The following is a 22,905-nucleotide window of genomic DNA, read 5'->3' on the forward strand; positions in this document are numbered from 1 at the left end:
TAACTAGGGAATAGTTTAAAACGTGTAACGAGCACCCACTGAGTAACGAGGGCCGTACTGATTAGCAAATAAAAATTGCTCTTCGTAACGGCCGTAGCCTTCTTCGGTGGCATTGTTTAAGTTTATGCCATCAAAAAATACCGTTACGTTTTCGTTTACATCGTAGTTAACGCTCATATCCCATTGGCCGTAGGCTTTAGCATATTGCGGTGGTGCATCGGCTGAGCCTTGTGCTTGGCCTACACCAATTAAGTACGAGTCGCGCCATGCGTAAGTAATTTTGATTGATAGGCCGTCTTTTTCGTAAAAGCCTTGAAAGTTAGCAGAGTCACTTAAACCTGTAAGCGGAGCTTGTTGGTCTAGGCTTTCGCTATCAAATTCTACATCGCCATCTACAAACGTGGCGTTAACACCTACACCAAAACCAGTTTCGCCAATTAAGTGCTGAACAGCCACTTCAAAACCATCTACCGATTTGCTGTCGGTGTTTTGTGGTTGGCTTATGTTCCATACCATAAGTGGGTCATCGCTATTTGGCTCAATGACGCCATTCGCATTGCCATAACCATTGCTAATCATTTGCGCAAAAATAGCATCGGTGGTTGCTTGCTCGCCGCGCGATTCAATATCGCTAACTGCTTGTAAGTAACGTGGGCCGTTTAAAATGTCGTATAGGCCTTCAATCGTGGTTTGCGTAATGGTGGTTTGAATAAAGTTATCTACGTCTTTTTTAAAGTAACCAATAGAGGCGTAGCTGCCTTCTGCGTAGTAATACTCTAAGGATAAGTCGAGATTGGTTGATTCAAACGGCAATAAATTTGTATTACCTTGGCTACCCGTGCGCGAGCCAGGTTTTGGGCTGCCTGTTAAGCTACGGCCACCGGCTAAATCACCCAGTGGTGCACGCGACATAGTTTTACCCCATGATACGCGGGCTACAACGTCTTCGGTTAAATCAACACTTACATCGATTGACGGTAATAATATGTCGTAATCGCCTTGCTGCTCTAAGAAGTTATCATCGCCGCCGGCTGCATATTGCATTATCCACTCTGAGGCGCTGATCCAGTTTACTTGTTCTTCAACACGCTGGCGTACTGTGCTGGTTACATCTGTTTGCTCGTAGCGCAGGCCTGCGTTTACTTTTACGTAGTAATCGCTTACATCAAACTCCCAGCTTGATTGAATATAAAAGCTGTTTGTAATTTCTTCTACGTAGCTTTCGCTATCAATACCATCCATGTAAGCATTGGCTGCGTATGCATCGCCACCGGTTACATCAGAAGTTAGGTAAGCCATTTGGCGAGCCACTGCTTCGTCAAAATCGTAGGTGTAGTAGTAACCTGGTTGTAAGTTGCTGCCGCCACCATCAAATTGATCTAAAAGGCCCGACGTATCGTGGCGAGTAAACATGCTATCTGGGAATATTTCTGTGTACGATGGGTTAAAACCAGGGCCACCCACTAAACCACTCCATGCAGTGTAACCACCGGTGTTTTGCTCAGTTCGCGATGCACCAAATTTTACTTTAACTAGGCCAATATCAAAGTTTTCATTGTACCAAGTGGTATGTAATTGTAATTGCTCAATGTTTGATTCACCTGGCGAGTGCGTAAATTGGCTAAAGTTAGAGTCAATTTCGCCTGGCGTTAATTCGCTTGTGCCGTTTAACCAGTTAACTTGAGCACTTGGAATTTCGCCTGTGCGGTAATCGTAAATTTTATTTGCTAGCTGATCAGAGCCTAAAATCACTTGGCCGGTACTGCCTAGCCCGTCATCGGCGCCGTTATCGGTTTCATTTTTAGAGTCATGGTAATCAAGTTCAACGTGCCACGTGTCGTTAATTTCCCACTCTAGGTTTAAACCAATAGAGCGTGCTTTTACTTCTGTGGTGCCTTTGTTAGCTGTAAACGAGGCATCGTTACCGCTAATATCGGCATAAACAGCGGTGCCGTTTTCATCAAGCTCGTAGCCATTAATATTGCTACCAAAGTCGTTCCAAATACCCCAACCAATACTTTCAGAGCCCGTAACCGCTTTACTTGCTGTGTAATCTAAGGTGGCTACAAAGCCATCAACCGGTTCAAATTGAAAAGTAACTTGGCCGTTAGTACGTTCACGCTCTACATCTTCAATAGAGTAGTTCATGTCTTTAGGGAAGTAGTAGTTACCTGATGGGTCAGTACGGTTATCAACAACGTTACTGCTATCTAATTCAGGTAAATCAACATTGGCTTGCCAACCTTGAATATTGGCGCGTTGTTTTTGAAAGTCGCGTTCTTGATGCGAAAACGAAAAACCAAAACCAAATCTGTCATCTGCAAATGTGTTGCTATAAACAGCCGAAAGCTCCGGGGTTACATCATCACCGGCTTCGTTTGATGAGTCGTGATTTGCTTTAACCGTGGCTGAAAAATTTTGGCCTGGCTTTTGAAAAGGGCGCGCAGTAGAAATATTAACTGTAGCACCTAAACCACCGCTTGGTACATCGGCGCGCGCTGTTTTAAATACTTCTAGCGCACTTACGCCCTCTGAGGCAATGTTTTCAAGGTTGTACGAACGCGTATAACCTGTGCCTGGCATTTGGCGGCCGTTTAACGTAATTAAGTTAAACTCTGGGCCAAAACCACGTACGGTAATTTGGCTACCTTCACCGTTTGCACGGCTCACCGATACACCGGTAATGCGTTGTAATGATTCTGCTAAATTGGTATCTGGAAATTTACCCATTTCTTCTGCTGAAATGGCATCTACCACGCCCGATGAATCACGTTTCATATCCATAGAACGAATAAGTGAACCACGAATACCTTTTACTTCAATAACTTCTACATCAGGAGATGCTGCAGTGTCTGCTTCGGCAGCAATGGCCGTATTTAACGTGCTTGCAGCAATGATAAGAGACACAGAAGCCGCAAGTTGGCTCTTTTTAAAATTGAATGTGTTCATAATAGCTCTGCTTTATAAAATGTTGTTGTGTAGCAATAGGCGCCATGCGCCTATTGTAGTGTGTTTTTATGGATTCGCGATAATCACGTTATCTATGCGGTATAATGCGCCGTTGCCCATATCCCACGTAGGAAATACCATGAGCACGTTTATAGCGCTAATATCTAAGCCCGCATCAAATAGTTCCTGAATAGGGAAGGTGTATGTTTGCCATTCGCCTGTAACAGGTGTTTGCCCTTCATTGCTTTGCGTTAATGCCAGCTCTACTGCGCTTGAAGCGCCAATTGATTCAATTTTAAATAACCATTGTGCATCCACGTTTGAAGGTGCTGTTATTACTTTTAAATCAAACTGTACAACGCCATTTTCTAACAGGGCTGATGCATCAAACGATACGTCTTCATCGGCTAAGAAGCCCATTACAGTAGGTGTTGCACCAATGCTAAACTGAGCCACTGCGCCGTGCTGATCATCGTCGGTTTCTGTAGTAGGTGTTGAACCACCACAGCAATCCCATATGCTCCACTGATCGGCGACTGTATCTGTAAATACGTTTAGCTCACCAGAGGCAACGGGCGCTGCATTAGGGTTGTAAATTTTAACGTTATCTACACGGTAAACCGCGCCTTCACCTGCGCCCCATGCCGGAAAAATCATAAGTACATCAATTGCACTTACATCAAGGCCTGCACCTGCGAGATCTGATAACTTAAATGTATAAGTTTGCCACTCGCCAGTCACTGGCGCTACACCTTCAACACTTTGCGTTAGTTCAAGTTCTGCAAATGAAGTTGCACCATTTGCCTCTACTTTAAATAACCACGCAGTTGACGGGTCGCTTGGGGTTGACGTTACTTTTAAGTCAAACTGTATAACGCCTTCATCTAAAATGCTGCTTGCATCAAATGACTCACCTGCACCACCTACTTCAGTACGGCTGTTAAAGCCCATTACTGTAGGCTCTGCACCAATACTAAATTCAGCGGTTACACCGTGCGCTTCATCATCTACCACTTCGATAGGTGTTGAGCCACCACAACAATCCCACATTGGCCATGCTAGGTTTTGCTCATCTTCAAAAATAGTCAGCTCTGGTGATGCGCCTAGGTTGTCTTGTGTAATTTCAACGTCGTCAATTAAAAAGGTTGCGCCTTCGCCCGTGCCCCACTCAGGAAATACCATAAGTACGTCAATTGCGCTGATATCTAAATCTAAGTCAGCAAGGTCAGAAAGTAAAAACGTATAGGTTTGCCACTCACCTACTACAGGTGCTTGGCCTTCAACGCTACTTGTAAGCGGCATATCAGCATCGGTTGAGGCTTCTGTGCTTTCAAGTTTTACAAACCAAGGTGTGTCTGGCACGCTTGGTGCGCTGGTTACTTTCATTTTAAAGCGTACGTAGCCTTCTTCTAGCATAGGTGAAGCATCAAAAGGCGTTGCAGCGCCGTTTTCATCAGTAATAAACGCATCGCGGCTAATAAAACCAACCACTGTAGGCTCGCTACCTATTGTAAATTCAACAACGTCGCCTTGCTCTTCATCACTTACAATTGCAGGTGTAGAGCCACCACAACAATCCCATGCTGGCCAGTTAGGGTTAAAGCTGTCGCCAAAAATAGTTAACGGTGTAGCAATACCTGTAGATGGCGGGCTAGGAATAGGCGCTTCGCCCTCTAGCAGGGCATCGTCTAGGCTATCGTAACCTGGGCGAATAGTTTCACACCCTTTGCCGGTATCTGGGTTTGATGCACATTGATAAACACGTACGTAGTCAATTGCAAATGTTTGGCCGTTTTCAAATGCGCTGGCATCTACGCCTAACTCATTTACGTTTTCAGGCCAGTCGCCGCCTACTGCTAAATTTAACAGTAAGTGAAAGTCTTTATCGTAAGGAGCGCTATCCCAATGAGTTTCTAGCTCGCCAGAACCTTGTTCAAAATACTCTGCAAACCAACCGCGATGTTTCAAACCTGCTGCTTCGCCTTTGGAGTTATATAATACTTCTGATTGGCGCTGTGTGGCATATAGGTAGCCATCAACGTACCAGCGTATTTCACCTTCTTGCCACTCTACTGCGTAAGTATGAAAGTCATCTGCTGGGTTGCTATCTTCAGGAAATTTGTACTCTTGGCCTGTGTAGCTGTTATCTGGCCATGCACGGCCGTAATGCAATGTGCCATGAATGCTTGATTCAATACCGCCATCTTCGTCAGCGGTTTTTAGGTTTACTGATTCTAAAACATCAATTTCGCCTGAGCGTGGCCATGTACCGTATTCTTCATCGGTTGGTAGCATCCAAAACGCAGGCCAGCTGCCTTGCCCCGAAGGGAGCTTTGCACGTACTTCAAAGCGGCCATAAGTAAAGTCAGCATTGTAACGGGTATTTAAACGCGCAGAAGTGTAGGGCTTTTCAGCGCCTTCTGTCGCGGGTAGGGCAACAATGTTTAACACACCGTCTTGTATAAAGGCGTTTTCTTCGTTATCGGTGTAACATTGTTTTTCGTTGTTACCACCGCCATCGCAGTTTAATTCAAAGTTCCACTTATTAGTATCAATGGCAGAGCCGTCAAACTCGTCGCTCCATACTAGTTGCCAATCTGAAACTGGCTCAGAAGCGTCGATATTTTCAAAATTAGATGTTGTGGCTGAGTCGCCACCACAGCCAGCTAAAGACGCTAACGAAATAGCAGCCAGTAAGCGAGCAATGTGTGTTTTTTCAATGTTCATAGCTGAACCCCGGTTTCACAGATTGTTGTCAGAATGTGTGTTTAAACTTATTAAAAAGAACCATATTTATTTTTGTAAGCGCTTACATTTGTCGTGTGTTTTTGTAAGCGCTTACAAATAATATTGCGCACTACGTAAATGGTCAACATATTTGTGTGTTTTATTTACATTTAGTTTACGGTAAGACCAGTTTACCAATTGGAGTTATTAACTAAATCGCTAATAAATTTAACAGCTTACATTATTTGAAATGTTGCATTTTTAATACATCTATTAATATTTTACTTAAGCGGTAAATATTAAAGTGACCTACAGCAATTACATTTAGCGCTAATTGCGATGATTTACCCGTATTAGGCTAACTATATGGCGTGTAATTTTGCTTTTTTACAAAAAACGAAAGTTAAAAAAAGTGAAAGTGGTATAGCATTCAATAGGTTAGTAAACCCTTTAAAGTGTTTAGCTTGTTAAGATTAAATTTTAGGGGGGGAAGGCTTTGGCGGGGTTTAATAAGGTAAATGTGTAAATTTAATACGCATTTACCCCTTAATTTATTGTTTATTTAAATAGTATTGTAGCCACTTGAAACGGCAGCTTATTTACGTTTAAACGGCATTATTAGCAAACCCCAAAGTGAGGCATTTTGTTTTTGGCTTGGGTATTCTTTTAAGCCTATATCTATGTCGTTATCGGCTTTTTGCGCTTCATTTTTGTAACTACCAAACAGTTTATCCCACCAAATAACGCTAAATCCATAGTTTGAATTGGTTTCGCTCACGCGCTGGCTATGATGAATGCGGTGCAGTATTTGGGTCATTAATATGAGCCGAAGTGGTTTTTCTATTGCATTGGGTAAACGTATATTGGCGTGGTTAAACAGCGCTAATCCATTAAGTGCTATTTCAAATATTAATACAGCAATAGCAGGTACGCCCAAAGCGGTAACGGCAATTAATTTTATAACTATGCTGAGTACAATTTCGATAGGGTGAAAACGCAAACCTGTGCTGGTATCTACATGGGCATCGGCGTGGTGAACGCGATGCAAACGCCACAAAATAGGCACTTGATGAAACAGCCGGTGCTGCCAATAAATAAGTATATCAAGCAGTAGCATACTTAAAATAATAGCAACAATACTTGGTGTGGCTATTTGATTAAATAAACCAATACCGTGCTCTTGGTTATAAAGCGCTACGGCGGTTAAGCCTATTGGTACACTTAAGCGGGCAATTAGTGATGAAGTAAACACGAGTCCAAAATTAGCAAACCATCGGGTGTTACTTTTTATAGGCGATTTACGTGCGGGCATACGCGATTCTAGCAGCATCATAATAACTAAAATGCTAAAAAAGAACCCTAAACGCCACCAAATTTCATTACTCATTGGCTTGTGTAACCTCATCGGCCTCTTGGCGTTTAAGCGTGTTATAACCACCATGTATACGTGTAAAAATAGTAATAGCGCACGCAGTGGCAAAAATACTTGCCATTATTGCAAAGTGCTGCGGCCATATACAAAAGGCGATAAACAGCGCTATGGTTTCTGTGCCTTCGGTTAAACCATTTAAATAGTAAAAGCTTTTGTATTTAAACTGGGGTTTTTCGAGCTTAAATTTTTCGGCGGCTATGGCAAAGGCTAAAAAGCTTGAGCCTGTGCCTATAAAAGTGGCCAGTAATATGCTACCTGCAATGGCGTTTTGCTCGGGGTTTGCCAAAATAAAGCCAAGCGGAATTGCCGCGTAAAATAAAAAGTCGAGGGTAATATCTAAAAAACCGCCAGCGCTTGAACTTAAATTTGCATGACGTGCCAATGCGCCATCAAGCCCATCTAAAATACGATTTAAAGCAATAGCAGTTAACGCTGCGTACCACATTTCAAACGCAATTAATGGCACAGCTAATAGCCCTATTAAAAAACCGACCACAGTGAGTTGGTCGGGCGTTATACCACGCTTGTGCATTAACGCTACAACAGGGGTTAACAGTGGCTTTATTACCGGGGTTATGTATTTGTCTAACATGCTTAGTGCCTTGTGCTTTTTGTGCGTGTATTTATTTGGCTAAATTTAAGGTGATCAGTTTGCCGTTTGCGGCTTCTGCATCGCTATGATCGTGGGTTACCATAATAGCGGGCAGTTTATGCTCACGTATTTGGCTAAATACCAGCTCGCGGGTATCTACTCTTAATTGGATATCGAGCTTGCTAAATGGCTCATCAAGCAAAATAGCTTTTGGCTCGCTTAATAGCATACGCAGTAAAGCTACGCGTGCTTGTTGCCCACCAGAGAGGTTGTCGGGGTGGCGATTAGCCATGCCTTTTAATCCTACTTGTTCAAGGGCGTGCTCTATTTTTTCAAGGCGCTGTTTTTTATTGCCTTTAGGCATAGCAAAGGCAATGTTACCGCTTACCGATAAATGCGAAAATAATAACGCATCTTGATAAAGCACACCTATGTGGCGTAAATGTGCGGGTAAATTATTAATATTTTTACCGTTAAGCCACACTTCGCCATTTGCGCTAAAGCCGTTGGGTAATGTGCCGGTAAGCCAGTTTAATAAACTTGATTTACCACTGCCTGATGGCCCCATAATAGTAAGTATTTCGCCGCCTTTTACCTGCTCGTTTAAGCTTAGTAATTGCTCGTGTTGACGATAAAGCTCACAATTTTTAATCTCTAAAGATGACTGCATTAAAAACCTTTTAATTTATAGGTTAGCGATGTGCGCTTTTAAAAAAGTACTTAGGTAAAACCCACGCCAGTATAAAGCCAATTAGTGGTAATGCCATTTGCATAATGGCATACACTGCACTGGTCCGCCTACTTGCGCCATTTGCAAGGGTAACCGCTTCGGTTGTGATGGTTGCTATGCGCCCGCCACCGGCTAAAAGAGTCGGCAAATATTGGCCAAAACTAATGGCCAAACCAAGTGCGGCCGCAATTAAAATAGGGGCAAATAACTGGGGTAATTTTACTTGTAAAAACACTTTGCAGGGTGTTGCGCCAAGGCTTGCTGCTACATGAGCAAAGCGAGGGTCTAATCGCCTATAACTGCTCGCAAGCGATAAAAACACATACGGCAATACAAACAATAAATGGGTAAATACCACATTAAAAAACGCGGCTTGGTTATTTACTAGTTGTTGCAGCCACACTAGGCCAAATAAAAACGCAATACTTGGTACAAGCAACGGTAAATAAATAATTAAGCTGGTAAAGCGCGACATGGGTTTTGCACTTAACTGCTCTGACTCTAAGCACAAAAGGGTAATAATAATGGCAAATAACGTAGTAACTAGCCCTATAGCAAGGGTATTATAAAGCGGGCTTTGCATTTGCATTAGCGCACTTTTAAAGTGAAGTAGCGTGAGCTGATCGGGCAGTGCCGCCGGAAAACGCCAAAATCCGGCAACCGACCACATAATTAAGCCAATTAACGAGAGCAAAATAAAGCCAATTACAAATACTGTTAATACGGTCGTTATTTTTTGCCAATAAACACCGCCATATTCTCGCTCGCCATTGGTGAGTAAATCACTAAATAATGCTTTTATGGTTTTTTCGCCTCCAAGCCAAAGAGCTAGTAAACCACCAGTAAGTACAAGCTGCAATAATGCCCCTGCAGAGGCTTTAATACGCAGGTTTAAATCTACATCGTTAAACCAGTGCATAATAGCGACTGCCAAGGTGGGTGGTGTATTTGGCCCCAGAATAAGTGGCATTTCTACACTTGCGCTGGCATAAGCCAATACGGCTAAAATGGGTAGGCGCAGTAATGGGTAAAGGCTTGGCAGTATCACTTTAAAAAAAGCAGTCATAGGGCAGTAGCCTAAATTAAGCGCTATTTTATGCTGTTGGCGCAGTTTTTTACCAAGCTCAGGTTGGGCAAGCACACCTAGCGCCATTAACAGTAAAAAAGGCAGCTCTTTAAGGGTTAAGCCTAAAATTATACTAATACCAAACGAGTCATGCGGAAACATGCCGTTAGGCGCAAGTTCCCATCCACTAAACCAAGGCGATACTAAACGCGAGATCATGCCCGAAGGAGCAATTAAAAAACCAACCGCAATAGCCGCTGCTGCGTGGGGTATTACGAGTATTGGGCTCAGTAAACGCTGAATACGGTTAAGCCACGGGCTATTAAAAAATGCCGCTAAAATCATTAACGTAATGATAAAGGCAAGTAAGGTACTTATTAATCCGGTGCCAACACTTAGCATAACCATGTGTGTTAGGCCGGGTGTTTGCAAAAGCATAGTAAAGCCATGTAGGCCAAGTGTTGTATGCTCAAGTACTGGCGCATAGCCAAAAGCGGGCAGTAGCACGCTAATTAGGCCGCCTATTACCGGCAAAATTAGTAATGCCAGTAAAAAGCGTGGACTTAATTTAACTAATTTACTAAACATATCGGCGCTTTTATGTGGTTTAAGCGTTGGGCTTGCTGCTAACTTATTTGAAACAACACTCATTGGCTTATTCCAAAACGTGTTTGCCAACCTTGCATAATAGCGTTTACCCAGCTTGGGTGTGGCTCACTTAGCGTGCGTTTAATACTATTCAAAGGCAGCGCGCTTGGATGCGGCTGAGTTGTTTTAAATAAGGCTTGTTGCTGTGGTGTTAGCGTTGACTGAATAAGTACACTTTTATCGCCCCATATAGGCGCTTTTTGTTTTTGAGCTTGCGCCTCTGGACTTAATAAAAAATTAGCCACTAATTTCGCACTTTGCTGATGGCTTGCATTATAAGGTATGGCTACAAAGTGGGTGTTACTTAAACTGCCATCTTGCATTGCATAACTACGAATGCTTTTTGGTAAATCATAACGTTTAACGGCGGCGGGGACTTCGGGCGCTGAAAACGTAAACGCTATGCTTAGCTCTGTGTCGCCTACTAAGCGGCGCATTTGTGCCCCACTTTGCATAAAATGGCTGCCATCGCGCCAAAGTGTTGGGTGCAGTTTATTTAAAAAGTCCCATAATGGGTTTAATACTTGGGCTGTGTTTTGTGCAGTAGCAGGCTGATTTAACTGCGCTTTAAGTGTTTCATCACTTTGTTGATGTAGCATAACAAGCGCGTATTTTAAAAAGCTCATTCCTAAAAAATCAGGTGGCTTTGGGTAACTAAAGCGCCCTGGGTTTTGTGCGCTCCAGCTAAGTAATTGGTTTAGGGTTATTGGTAGTGTGTTATTTGCAGTGCCGTCAATTGCTAAACTGTCGTAGTAAAAGGTGAGTGAAGCTTGACCCCAAGGTGCTTCCATTCCATTAGTGGGTATTCCAAAATCAAAATTAACAGCGGGATTATTGCTAGGGTCGGTGTAGCTAAAATTAGGCAACTTATTAGCCCATTGTTTAAGTAATAATGAGTGCTCGCTCATGGTGGCAAAGTTAGCACCGTTTATCCAAATTAAATCTACGCTGCCTTTATCGTTATTGTTTGCTGATTTTTCGGCAAGTACGCGGCTTACTGCTTCACTGGTATCGCTTAGCTTTACATGTACTAAGTTTATGTTGTATTTGGCTTTTACTTGCTGCGCAGCCCATTGAATATACGCATTTATTTGCGCATCGCCGCCCCACGCATAAAAATATACGCTTTGGTCTTTGCCTAAGCTTTCAACTTGCTGCCACCGGCTTTGTAATTGTGTACTTGCTAGGCTTTTGAAGCTAATAACAAGGCAAATGCAAAACGCGACACAGCAAAAGCTGTATCGCGATAATGTTTGCCAAAATTTATTGGCGAGCATTTAAATCCCAGTCGTAATCTAAAAACTTAACTTTCATGTCGTTATTTTTAAGCGCTTTTTGCTGAGCGGGTATCAGTTTTAGTGCTTTAGGGTATTGCATAAAAAACTGTTGCAGCGTATTTGCACCTTTAAAGCCTTGTTCAAAATCATCGCCGTACCACTTAAATATTGAAGACACACTTAGCGTGTTATCTTGCACTATATTACGAGTCATGTCTGATAAAAAGCGGACTGTTTGCTCTTGTAATTGTGCTTCTAATGTATCAGCAGTATACGCTTCTTCACGTAGTGCAGGGCAACCAATACTCGCGCAATTTACAGCAAAGTGAATACGTGGGTCGTTGTATTTACCACTGCCACGTATTAAACCATGCTCTATATCATCAAGGCTGCGAGTTTTACCAAGTAATGGCACAAACTCTTTGCTCCATGGTGAGCTAAAAAAGCTGCCTAAATCTTTAATTGACTTAATATCTGGGTATTTTGTTAATATAAGCTCAACAGTAAAGGCGTTATATGCGTTAATTAAAAACGCCAGCTGCTTAGGTTTTTCCCATGTATCAAACTCATTTTGCGTAACAGCCGATAGCGAATCTAAATAGGTTTTAAGCTCGCTGTGCTTAGCTTTTATTGCTGAATAATCAACCTCTGTGCTGTGGCCATGATTAATAGCTACAACATGGTTGTTTAATAATGTATTCCAGCTGTCGTGCATATTTTGAGCTTTGCTTGCAAACGATGTTGCAAGCAAAGCAGACCCTAACAATAGCGCTTTTAAAGGTGTTTTAAACATATTAGCCTCTACGCCATGTGTGGTATTTTTCAAGCATGTTAAGTACTTTCTCAGGTGCATGAGCGCGTTTCCACTCGCCTGCTGCGTACTTGTTACCTTCAGCCCAAGTAGGGTAGCTGTGAATAGTGCCTAGTATTTTGTTAAGGCCTAAACCGTGTTTCATTGCCAGTACAAACTCTGCTATTAAATCGCCAGCGTGCTCAGAAACCACAGTAACACCGAGTATTTTGTCTTTGCCTTTGGGTGTAATTACTTTAATAAAGCCTTTGGTGGCGCTGTCGGTAATGGCGCGGTCTAGCTCTTCAAATTCAAAGCGAGTGATTTCATAGTCAATGCCTTTATCAATAGCGTCTTGCTCGTTTAAGCCAACACGTGCTACTTCTGGGTCAATAAACGTAGTCCACGGAATAACACGGTAATCTACTTTAAACTTTTTAAGATTACCAAATAAGCCATTTACTGCTGCGTACCAACCCTGATGAGCGGCTACGTGCGTAAACTGATACGGACCTACAATATCGCCAGCGGCAAAAATATTTGGGTATAGCGTTTCTAAGTATTCGTTAGTGACTACAGTGCGATTAGTTTCAATACCGAGTTCTTCAAGGCCGTAACCTTTAAGGCGAGCGCTTCGGCCCACAGCACATAGTAGCTCATCGTATTCAATATCGATTTCGGTATCATTATGTTTTACCACAATGAACTTTTTGCCATCGCGTTCTTCACAGCGTAGTGCCTGATGCGAGGTTAAAATGTTTACGCCGCTTTCGGTTAGCGCTTCATGTGCAAATTTAGACACCTCTAGGTCCTCTTTGATCATGATGCGTTCGCTCATCTCAATTTGCGTAACATTTGAGCCTAAGCGTGCAAAGCTTTGTGCAAGTTCACTACCAATTGGTCCACCGCCAAGTACAACAAGCTTTTTAGGGGCTTCTTCAAGCTCAGCAAATTTAGTCCATAACGTATCGCTTGTTACATAGCCAGTTTCTTCAATACCAGGAAGTGGCGGTACAAATGGGCGTGCGCCAGTGGCAATAACAATAGTACGGGCTGTTAATGTTTGTGTGCCGCCATCGTTAAGCTTAATTTCTACAGTCCACGGGTCTAATAATTTACCGTAGCCTTTTACAACATCTACGCCTAGGTTTGTGTAGCGCTCAACGCTGTCGTGTGGTGCTACGTCGGCAATTACTTGGTGTACTCGTGCCATTACTTTTTTAAACGAAAACTGCGGTGTTGCGTTTTCTAAGCCGTAGTGTTCACCGTGGCGAATTTGCTCAGCAATTTTAGCGCTTTTAATAACGGCTTTACTTGGCACACACCCGTAGTTTAAACAATCGCCGCCCATTTCGCCGGCTTCAATTAGGGTTACTTTGGCTTTAACTGCTGCTGCAATGTAACTTGTAACTAAGCCGCCAGCACCTGCGCCAATAACAATCATGTTGCGGTCGAACTTTTTAGGTTTAGTGTAATTTTTGTATACGCGACGTTTTTTAAACACGTTTAGGATTCCTTTAGCAATGAATGGGAACACACCCAATAAAGCGAACGATAAAATAAGATCTAACGATAAAATGCCTGATAAGCTCTCAATTTGCGCAAGTTGCGTACCTGCGTTTACAAATACAAATGTACCCGCCAGCATGCCTATTTGGCTTACCCAGTAAAAGGTCCATGCTTTAATTGAGGTAACACCCATCAATAAGTTAATTAAAAAGAACGGAAATACGGGCACTAATCTAAGCGTAAATAAGTAAAAGCCACCTTCTTTTTCAACGCCCGCGTCAATAGCGTCTAAGCGCTCAGGAAAACGTTGTTTAATTGTATCGCGCAGTAAGTAACGCGATACTAAAAAGGCAAGCGTAGCACCTACAGTAGAGGCAAACGAGGCAACTAATAAGCCTTCAACTAAGCCAAATAATGCACCTGCGGCCAGTGTTAATATAGCCGCCCCCGGTAATGAGAGAGCCGTTACCACTACGTATAATAAAAAGAAGCCACCAAAAACCAACAATGGTGATTGCTCTTTATATTGGCTAAATTGATCCATCGACCCTTTTAAGCCTTCAAGCGTAAGTAACTGGTGTAAATTAAAGTGAAAGAACAAGCCTATAGCCGCTGCTGCAATCAATACCAAAAATAGTTTTTTAATCATGTTCTCTCTCAAACCGCTCTAAAAATTATGGGTTAGTGTTAATTTTGCGTTTATCGGCAATTCAGGAAATGCCAATGTTGCGCCAAAATAACCACCTTCAAATACTGGGCGCCAGTTTTTTTGATTAGTGACGTTGTTTACATCTAATCGCAACTTAGTACTAGGCGTAAAAGCATAGCTAGTATTAACGTTTAACGTGTATTGATCACGAATTTTAACTGTTGCCAAAAAGTCTAATGGGTAACTCTTTGTATATAGACCTGAAAAACCCGTTTGCCATTTCGAATTAATTGAATAATTTCCATTAAAACTGAATGATTGCTCAGGAATGCCCTGAACTTGGCGGTTTGAAGGTGCAAATGCGGTAAAACTTGGCGCGCCAACGCCCGTACCTGCAATAATATCTGGGCGCGAATTATCAAATGCATCGATTACTTGAGCAGAATCTTGACTGCTTGCAGAGTTGTCGTAGCGAGCATCTATGTAGCTGTAGCCCGCACTTAGCCAATATGGGTAAGCATCGTAAAATACTTGGCTTTCAAAACCTGTGGTACGAATACCTGTATTGCTGCCGTCGCGATTACGTAAACTACGGCGCTGGCTAAATACCGCGCCATCAGCGTACCAGTCTCTGTCGGTTGGGGCGTACTTTAAGCCAAACTCAACTAAGGTGTTTTCGGTAGCAAAATTTTGTGCGCTAATTGTGTTATCGCCGCCAAGCGATGTGCCGCCAGCCATACTGTTTGATGTGGCTTCGTTATAACTTGCTGCACCATAGGTGGTGTAATCACTATTTAATTTGTAATTAAAGCTAACTTGGCCTGAATGAAGGGTTTCGTTAATGCTGTCGCTTGCGGCAACTTGACCTTGTGGTGCAATAGGGTCGTTTGCTTCTACATCGTAAAAGTCAACGCGGTAACCCACACTGGTATGAAGTTTATCGCCCCAATCAGAGTCTTGCTGAATAGCAAGCCCGGTTTGCCATGAGCGTGAGTCGGTGGTGTCTGATAAGTTAAAGTCACCGCTGCCATCGTTATCTAAATCGTATTGACCACCAGGCGATACAAATACACCTGGTCTTAGCTCTACTAAACGTGCTTTTTGTGCATCGGTTAAGGGAATGCGGCGGTTTGAAAGTGGGCCAGTTAAATCAATAGGTAAATCGGCCTCGGTAGTAAATTGGCTGTAGCCAAGTACTTTGTTGTAGCGTACGTCAAAAGCAAAAATTGTTTGTTGGTCGCTATTCCAACGGTAAGTAAGCTCAGTACGGTTTTGTGCTGTATCGGCGCCGTCTATAATTTCTACAAAACTGTTTTGGGCTATTTCTTCATGCTGTAAATGCTGAAAGTATGTAATGTTTTTAAGTGAGGCATTAGCACTTAGCTCGCGCTTATAAATGCTGTGAATTAAATAAGTGGTTGCTTCGTTTTGGTTATCAGGGTCGGTAAGTACGGTGCTACGATCTATTTTTACTTGCCCAGTAGGCGAAACAATTGAACCCGCTGCTGGTACGGTACTGCCATTGGCTTGCACGCCTTGGCCAGTAATATAAAGGCCATCATCAATTAAGGCTTGGGTAGGGCGGTTAATACCTGCGTTGTCGGTAAATTCAACTTGGTATAGCTCAAAGTTAATATCCCAACTGCTTTTATCATCCGGCAAAATTCTAAGCGCAGCAAATAAACTGTCGCTTTTAGTGCCTGAGTAATCGTAGTAGCTGCCTTCATCAAGGTGCTCGTAACTTACTCTAAGGCCCACTTTATCTTTTATAATGGGGGCAGTGTAATCTACTTGGGCACTGTATTGATCCCATCGCCCCGCTGAGATCTTAACTTTACCTTTACTTTCATCTGTAGAAGCAGTCTTTGAGTGTAAATTTACAAAACCACCGTTACGTTGGCTTGAACCAAATAAAACCGGCGGTGCGCCTTTTACTACGTCTATTTGTTCTATAGAGTTGAACGATAACGGCACGCCAAAGCCATTATTACCTGCTTGGCGGCGTGTACCATCTTGAAAAAGCTCACCCAGTTGGCCACGAATAGTAGGTAAGCTGGGTGCACCAAAGCCACTTGCAGAGTATGTGTTTGGGCTTACGGCTAGTACGTCTTGTAGGGTAGTAATATTTAGTTGCTCTATCAACTCGCTTGAAATAGGCGTTACTGAGCGTGCTATGTCTTGCAGTGCAAGGTTGTCGCCGAAGGGGCCGTTAATAGTGGCATCTTTTACAGAAAGCCCTTGAGATTTAATCGTTTGGCCTGCTACTTCAATACGTTCAATTGAGTCGGTATTAGCTGTAGATTGTGCCGCATGAGCATAAAAATTAGGTGTGAGTGAAGCGGCTATAAAAAGTGCCAAATATGAATGTTTCAAAAGGGTTCTCATTTTGGTTAGTGTGAATGTGGCAATAAAGACCTGCAGCTTTGTGAATAACTTTCAGTAAATATTAATTCTTTTTGTTTTTTAGAATGAAACGTTAAAAGTTTAGCACATTGCTCAAAAGCGTTATTCAGTTTTAGCCACTATGTTTTTGTTTTACAAATACTGTAGTTAGTTATTGCCATAATAGGTCTTAATTTATAAATAGCGGTTTTATACGCAAACAAACCAAAAGCAGGGCACCGAATTTATTAAAAAATTATACATTAAGATGAAATAAAATATGTGTTGAGCGGTCTTGCTAGTTTCAACATTAAATTATTTAGTTTTAAGGAAATTTTATGACTGGTACAACAGGTACTGACTTTCAAAATCGTTTGCAGTGGTCGCTTTTTTCGCTACGCCTAGGCGTGTTTATTGTAATGATTATGTGGACGTTTGATAAGTTTGTTAACCCTGGGCATAGCGCACGAATTTTTGAGCATTTTTATGGTATTGGCGGCTCTACAGATGTGGTTGCTTATGTACTGGGGGCGTTACAGCTTATTTTAGTGTTGGCTTTTTTAGCGGGTATTAAAAAGCGCCTTACTTATGGCGTTATATTTGTAATGCACGGCCTTTCTACGCTTTCATCTTATAATCAGTATATTGATGGCTTTAATAACTTATTGTTTTTTACAGCGTGGCCAATGTGGGCAGCGTGTTTTGCACTGTATGTGTTACGCGAGCAAGACGTTAAATTTACCATTAAGTAGCGCAGCAAAAAAAATGGTTATAAGCCATACGGCTTATAACCAATAAGTACACAAGGGAGTGTATGGAAGTCGGTTTAATTAATAACTAATGCATGGCATCGTTATACTGTTTAGCTAGGCTTTCTTTTTGTCCTTCGGTTAGGGCTTTACCCGCTAATTGAAATACTTCATGTTCTTCTTCACTTAAATGATGATGCACTAAATGGTGCAATTTTTTAGCAGCAACTAACCATGCCGATGAGCTCATTTCGGTGTCTTCAAGTTGTTCAATTAATTCGTCAATTTCATGGTGCTCAGCAACGCTGTGGCGTGCTTTTTCGTGCGTTAGATCGTCAAACATAAGTGGGTTATAAAAATAACGCTCTTCAAATTTTGCGTGATCTTCTAATTCGGTTTTTAGCTCGCCCATTAGCTTGTGGCGCTGCTGCGTATCGCCGTGCGTTTGAATAAGGGCATCTACTAACTCGCGTTGTTTATCGTGGTCGTGACGTAGCGCTTCAAAAATATTCATAACTCTTTCCTTGCTGTAATTGCTTTATAAACTTTTAAAAGCAAGCGCAGTGCCAAATCTTAATATGTTGATATAATTGACTTTAATGTACTTTTGGCTGGTTTGGATGGAGTTGCTCTGTAACTTTTACACATAAACAGCTGCAATTTTTTCAGATTAAAAGAGGTGATTGCTTTTGACGCTACATAAGCTTACATATTTTTACTGGTTGGGTATTTTATTGAGATGGTAAAGTAGCGCATTATTTAGGTACAAGTTGTACATACTTGCCTTACCTATATTTTTATAAAACTTTAGATATTAGGATAGTTTAAGGATGAACTTAAAAAGCCCCACTACAGCATTATTACTGTGCGCGTTATTAAGTGCATGTAGTACAGCCGTGCATTCTGAACGACGTGTATGCATACAAGAGGCAGAAATGACTGAGCTAAATGGCGCTAAAACAAGCTCAGAGGTTTACAATGAATGTGTAAGCGCTCAAATAAAAAAGGATGCTAAAGGCGACACTTTTTTTGATGAAGTTGGTGTGTTTTTATTGATCTACTTGTTTTAATAGCCGACTAAGTAAGCAAACTTACAGCTATAATTTAAAGCACAAGGGTGCGTAAAATAGGATTGAATATGAAAGCGTTTTTAATTGTATTTTCATTGTGTATATTTTTAACTGGCTGTGTGGCAAAGCCTTATGCGGGCTCTGCACAATGTATGGAGCAAGCTGATATAGCTTATGAAACCAATATACATAAAAATGAGCCGCTAGATAAAGAATGTAAAGCTACAAAAGTAAATACGCCTAATAAAGAGTTTGAGGATCATAGTTTTGTTGATAGAAGTCTTTTACAGCTAATAGTTAGTTTTTTAAACGGTATATTTAGATAATTAAAATACAATTAAATAAGGTATGTATGCAGGAAGAACTAAAAGCAAAAATTATAGCTGTATGCGATAAAAAAATAGCAGCCAAAGGCGAAAACGTAGGCCTTTCTTTTTACGCTTTTTTTGCAAATAAAAACGACAATCCTGAGCTGCTGTTGCAAGCCGCTACGTGGTGGATACACACCCATAAGTTAGATCACTTTGAAAAAGCGATAAAAATAAAAAAAATGATTATTGAAGGTGACTAATAACGTATATTTACGCGATTGCTATTTGGTTTCTGCCATTTTCTTTTGCTTTATAGAGTTGTTGGTCTGCACGTTTAATTAGCTCGCTAAGTGAGTCGCTTTTAGCATCACTTATTGCCACGCCAGCACTAAAGGTAACGTGTGTTTTACTTGGCAATGCCTCAATATGACTACAGTACTGCGCTAACTTATTTTCAAGACTTTCAAAAAAGTTGTTTATTTTATCGCGATTTTGCGTTTTTAAAACAAATAGCCACTCTTCGCCGCCATAGCGCCCAAACTTATCGTTAGTACTTAGTGTGTCTTTTGCTGCTTGAGCAAATTTTATAAGTACTAAATCTCCTATATCGTGGCCAAATTTGTCGTTAATAGCTTTAAAGTAATCTAAATCGACGATGGCTATTGCTAGGCTCTGCTGGGATAAACACTCATTTGCTTTTTGCAAAATGCCACGCCGATTTAAGCTGTTAGTTAGGTAGTCGGTTAATGCTATAGCATGGTATTTTTTACGTTGGCGCATTTGGCGGTAAAATAAAAATAGCGACACGATGACTAAAATAAAGGCAATTGATGCACTTAAGCGCCAAATTATTTTTTGCTGGTGTTCTTCTGATGCCTGCAGTTTGTTTATGTCTTTTTCGTATTCTAGCTGTAAAATTTTGTCTTCTTTTTCTTTTACTTCAAATTTAACTTGTAAGGTTTTTATATTGGTTTCGCTGGTGGCTTCGTAGTGTTTTATTGTATAAGCAAGCTCATCTTCAATTGCTTTAAATGCATCTTCGGTGAAGTTAAGCTGGCGCTTTAATTTATAGCGTTTGCTTAAAAAATCAGCCTTATAAATGCTGCGGCTAAATTTATCTAGGTTTAAAAATACTTCGTCGTTTACTTGGTTGGCTTTATTTAATAAATTTTGCTTTGTGTAGATGTCTGATAATAAAATCATTGATGCTAAATGCATGTCATTAATGCCGGCTGAGCTTGCAAGTGCAATGTTTTTGTTTACAAGCATTAAAGCCGTGTCGTAATTACCCTGCAGGTATTGAATATTTGCAATAGAATATTGAGCGAAGGCTAAACCTTTTTTCATTTTGACTTTGCTAAAATAAGCCAGCGCTTTATTTAAGTATACAAGCGCGTTTTTAGGCTGACCGACCTCAAGTAATACGTTTCCTAAACTCCAATAAGCTTTTGCCGTAAATAGGCCGTCGCTTGTTTGCTCGTAAGCATCTACCGCTTTTTGGGCATAATAAATGGCTTTTTCTTTATCATCTTTGTAGAGGTAGTTGTAAGCGTCGGCAATTTTTCTAAAAAAGTAGCCCTGCGAGGCTATGTCTTCTTCTTTTATAGCAAGTTCTAAGCCTGTTAACGCCGCACTTAGCGTTTTTTTAAGTTCGTCGGTTTCGGTGTAGTAATAGGCTATAGCCCGAAAAACAATGATTTGTTCGTTAGGAGAGAGCTGTTTTAGCTGCGTTTGCAGTTGATTAGCAAGCGATTGCGCATTACTTAGCTCTTTGTTAATTGCGAAAAGCTTAAGCTGAGCCTCTAAAAATAGTAGGTGACTGTTTTTATATGTTACAAGCTCAGTACTCTTTAAATACATTAGCAAATGGGTACTTAGCGCGGTGTATTGTTCTTGTCGAAAAAGTAGTTCTGAATATAAGGCAGCCGCTTCAAGGTGCAACTGTTTATGCTTTGTATGTTTAGTGACATTATAAGCGTGGGTTAGTTGTTCTTGGTGTAAAAGGTAATCTAGCTTGTTGGCTTTAATATCACTAAGCAGGCTTTGGATTGATTTTATATCAGATGAAGTTAGTGAAGAGCTATTGGCAAATGTAGCACTACTTGTTAGTAAAAATAACAGGAGCACAAAAAAGCGAAACCACACTATATTGATTTTTATTATTATATTGTTCGTCATTTATTTTTTTACTGAATCAACACCCAAAACGATATAACTAACTATAGCATTGCTTGTAAATAACAAGTTAATACTTTATTGGGAATACACCACCACATCCTTTTGAAAGTTCAATTTCTAGTAAATAAGTACGAAAAGCATTATTAAAATAATGATGACACCCATCTAAAACTTAATTATGACACCCATCAAAACACAAATAATAATGACACCCATTATAATAGTTGTATAAAACACAAGCTCGGACTACGCTTTAGCTTAAATAATAAACAGGGTTGTGTTATGGCTATTGCTCGTAAGCGCCAAATAAGTTTGGCAGATACAAAATATTATCACTGTATTTCACGCTGTGTTCGCCGGGCATATTTGTGTGGTGAAGACCCTTTTACAGGGCAAAATTACGCGCATAGAAGAGGGTGGGTAGAGGATAAGCTTATCAGCCTTGCAAAGGTATTTTGTATAGATGTTTGTGCATACGCAGTTATGAGTAATCATACACATATTGTGTTGTATGTAGATGATAAAAAAGCTAATAGGTTAAGCGACAAAGCAATAGCAATTCGTTGGCATAAGCTTTTTAAAGGCACCGCTATCACGCATAAATTTATACGCGGTGAGAAGTTATCGGCTACGGAACATTGGTTTTTAAATGAGAGCATAAAGCAGTATCGAGAACGGTTAAGTAGTATTAGCTGGTTTATGCGAGCATTGAACGAAAATATTGCAAGGCGAGCTAACAAAGAAGATGGCTGCACAGGGCGATTTTGGGAAGGGCGATTTAAATCTCAAGCGTTACTAGATGAAGCTGCTTTGTTGGCGTGCATGGCATATGTAGATTTAAATCCAATACGCGCCAAAGCGGCTGAAACACCTGAGGGTTCGCACTTTACGAGCGTAAAACAACGCATAAAATCAATTGCACTTAAAAGCAACCAGGCGTTAAAAGTTAAGCAGCCAAAACAGTTATTACGCTTTGCAGGAAAGCCTAAAAAATACATGCCAAAAGGTTTACCATTCGAATTAAAAACGTATTTAGAGTTAGTTGAATTAACAGGTCGATGCATTCGCGCTGATAAAATAGGCTTTATTACGCATTCAACACCTGAATTATTGATACGTTTGAATATAGCGCCAGAGAACTGGTTAAAACTTACAACCGAATTTGGCAATGTTTTTCATGGAGCGGTGGGGCGTGTAAGCTCATTAGATAGCTATTGTAAACATCAAGCTATTAAGCGAAGGCCTAGCTATTCAAACAGTAAAAAATTATTAGCCTAATAAAACCCACTATATAAATAGTATGTCACTTAGCTTTGCTGAGCTTTTATTGTGCCTGAAGTTTCTAAACTGCCATAAGATTATGATAAAAAGCTTAAGTATATAAACTTAAACATCTCCATTACCACTCAACATCTCAAATCAACATATAAATCCAACCAAATATTTCTTACCACATTGTTAATTTATAAATAATTAGATTGGGTGTCAAAATTATTATTTTGATAAGATTATGATAAAAAGCTTAAGTTTATAAACTCAAACATCTCCATTACCACTCAACATCTCAAATCAACATATAAATCTAACCATATATTTCTTACTACATTGTTAATTTATAAATAATTAGATTGGGTGTCATAGTATAGCTTTATTATGACTAAGAAAGATTAAAGGGATGCCATATCTATCACTATCCTCATATATTTTGGGCTCTAGGGGTTTCCTAGCCTGTTAATTAATAATGGGTGTCATAGTTATTATTTTGTATAAATCTGTATTGGTTGACATATAGAATGAATGCTCTACCATATTGGGTAGAGTATTCATTCTACATGAGTTAAACACT

The 22,905-nt window shown here is 40.8% G+C and carries 17 protein-coding genes; 5 read left to right on the forward strand and 12 right to left on the reverse strand.

Translation table 11 applies throughout. The features are described from left to right. Positions 1-15 precede the first annotated feature (15 nt). The 10 genes from CWB60_RS09555 to CWB60_RS09600 all read right to left on the reverse strand — a co-directional run bounded on the left by CWB60_RS09555 (position 16) and on the right by CWB60_RS09600 (position 16,742). Positions 16-2,949, reverse strand: a complete 2,934-nt coding sequence (locus CWB60_RS09555; RefSeq protein ID WP_138576722.1) for a TonB-dependent receptor — start codon at positions 2,947-2,949, stop codon at positions 16-18. A 66-nt stretch (positions 2,950-3,015) separates the two neighbouring features. Next, positions 3,016-5,676: a glycoside hydrolase family 16 protein gene (locus tag CWB60_RS09560; protein WP_138576724.1), complete on the reverse strand. Its 2,661-nt coding sequence runs from the start codon at positions 5,674-5,676 to the stop codon at positions 3,016-3,018. 595 nt (positions 5,677-6,271) lie between these two features. Continuing rightward, entirely contained in the window at positions 6,272-7,063 is a 792-nt protein-coding gene (locus tag CWB60_RS09565) for a sterol desaturase family protein (protein ID WP_138576726.1), read from the reverse strand. Beyond that, positions 7,056-7,700, reverse strand: coding sequence for a CDP-alcohol phosphatidyltransferase family protein (locus CWB60_RS09570; protein ID WP_138576728.1), 645 nt, complete (start codon positions 7,698-7,700; stop codon positions 7,056-7,058). Before CWB60_RS09570 ends, CWB60_RS09565 begins: the two co-directional genes overlap by 8 nt. 31 nt (positions 7,701-7,731) lie before the next feature. Next, entirely contained in the window at positions 7,732-8,370 is a 639-nt protein-coding gene (locus CWB60_RS09575) for an ATP-binding cassette domain-containing protein (protein ID WP_138576730.1), read from the reverse strand. Positions 8,371-8,392: 22 nt separating this feature from the next. After that, positions 8,393-10,147, reverse strand: a complete 1,755-nt coding sequence (locus tag CWB60_RS09580; RefSeq protein ID WP_138576732.1) for an ABC transporter permease — start codon at positions 10,145-10,147, stop codon at positions 8,393-8,395. After that, entirely contained in the window at positions 10,144-11,421 is a 1,278-nt protein-coding gene (locus tag CWB60_RS09585) for an ABC transporter substrate-binding protein (protein ID WP_104643948.1), read from the reverse strand. Before CWB60_RS09585 ends, CWB60_RS09580 begins: the two co-directional genes overlap by 4 nt. Beyond that, the gene (locus CWB60_RS09590) at positions 11,408-12,214 is read right to left on the reverse strand and encodes a DUF547 domain-containing protein (protein ID WP_138576734.1); all 807 of its coding nucleotides are present in this window, start codon (positions 12,212-12,214) and stop codon (positions 11,408-11,410) included. Before CWB60_RS09590 ends, CWB60_RS09585 begins: the two co-directional genes overlap by 14 nt. Before the next feature lies 1 nt (position 12,215). Beyond that, entirely contained in the window at positions 12,216-14,369 is a 2,154-nt protein-coding gene (locus tag CWB60_RS09595; RefSeq protein ID WP_058549945.1) for a dihydrolipoyl dehydrogenase family protein, read from the reverse strand. Positions 14,370-14,387: 18 nt separating this feature from the next. Continuing rightward, a complete protein-coding gene (locus CWB60_RS09600; protein ID WP_138576736.1) occupies positions 14,388-16,742 on the reverse strand; it encodes a TonB-dependent receptor in 2,355 nt (784 codons plus the stop codon). 347 nt (positions 16,743-17,089) lie between these two features. On the opposite strand from CWB60_RS09600, the gene CWB60_RS09605 reads away from it, so the two are divergent. Next, the gene (locus tag CWB60_RS09605) at positions 17,090-17,503 is read left to right on the forward strand and encodes a hypothetical protein (RefSeq protein WP_138576738.1); all 414 of its coding nucleotides are present in this window, start codon (positions 17,090-17,092) and stop codon (positions 17,501-17,503) included. An 85-nt stretch (positions 17,504-17,588) separates the two neighbouring features. On the opposite strand, the gene CWB60_RS09610 is transcribed toward CWB60_RS09605, so the two are convergent. Beyond that, a complete protein-coding gene (locus CWB60_RS09610; protein ID WP_138576740.1) occupies positions 17,589-18,014 on the reverse strand; it encodes a hemerythrin domain-containing protein in 426 nt (141 codons plus the stop codon). Between the two features lie 316 nt (positions 18,015-18,330). Here CWB60_RS09610 and CWB60_RS09615 point away from each other — a divergent pair, with 316 nt between their 5' ends. The 3 genes from CWB60_RS09615 to CWB60_RS09625 all read left to right on the forward strand — a co-directional run bounded on the left by CWB60_RS09615 (position 18,331) and on the right by CWB60_RS09625 (position 19,141). After that, the gene (locus CWB60_RS09615; RefSeq protein ID WP_138576742.1) at positions 18,331-18,570 is read left to right on the forward strand and encodes a hypothetical protein; all 240 of its coding nucleotides are present in this window, start codon (positions 18,331-18,333) and stop codon (positions 18,568-18,570) included. 68 nt (positions 18,571-18,638) lie between these two features. Then, on the forward strand, positions 18,639-18,896 hold the full coding sequence (locus CWB60_RS09620) for a hypothetical protein (RefSeq protein ID WP_138576744.1): 258 nt from the start codon (positions 18,639-18,641) through the stop codon (positions 18,894-18,896). A gap of 26 nt (positions 18,897-18,922) precedes the next feature. Beyond that, positions 18,923-19,141: a DUF6500 family protein gene (locus tag CWB60_RS09625; RefSeq protein WP_138576746.1), complete on the forward strand. Its 219-nt coding sequence runs from the start codon at positions 18,923-18,925 to the stop codon at positions 19,139-19,141. 10 nt (positions 19,142-19,151) lie between these two features. Here the strand turns inward: CWB60_RS09625 and CWB60_RS09630 are convergent, their stop codons facing one another. Further along, the gene (locus CWB60_RS09630) at positions 19,152-21,059 is read right to left on the reverse strand and encodes a tetratricopeptide repeat-containing diguanylate cyclase (RefSeq protein ID WP_138576748.1); all 1,908 of its coding nucleotides are present in this window, start codon (positions 21,057-21,059) and stop codon (positions 19,152-19,154) included. Positions 21,060-21,341: 282 nt separating this feature from the next. On the opposite strand from CWB60_RS09630, the gene CWB60_RS09635 reads away from it, so the two are divergent. Then, entirely contained in the window at positions 21,342-22,337 is a 996-nt protein-coding gene (locus CWB60_RS09635) for a transposase (RefSeq protein ID WP_138576750.1), read from the forward strand. Positions 22,338-22,905: the final 568 nt, after the last annotated feature.

This window comes from Pseudoalteromonas sp. S327, assembly GCF_005886415.1.
Classification (GTDB): Bacteria; Pseudomonadota; Gammaproteobacteria; order Enterobacterales; family Alteromonadaceae; genus Pseudoalteromonas; species Pseudoalteromonas atlantica.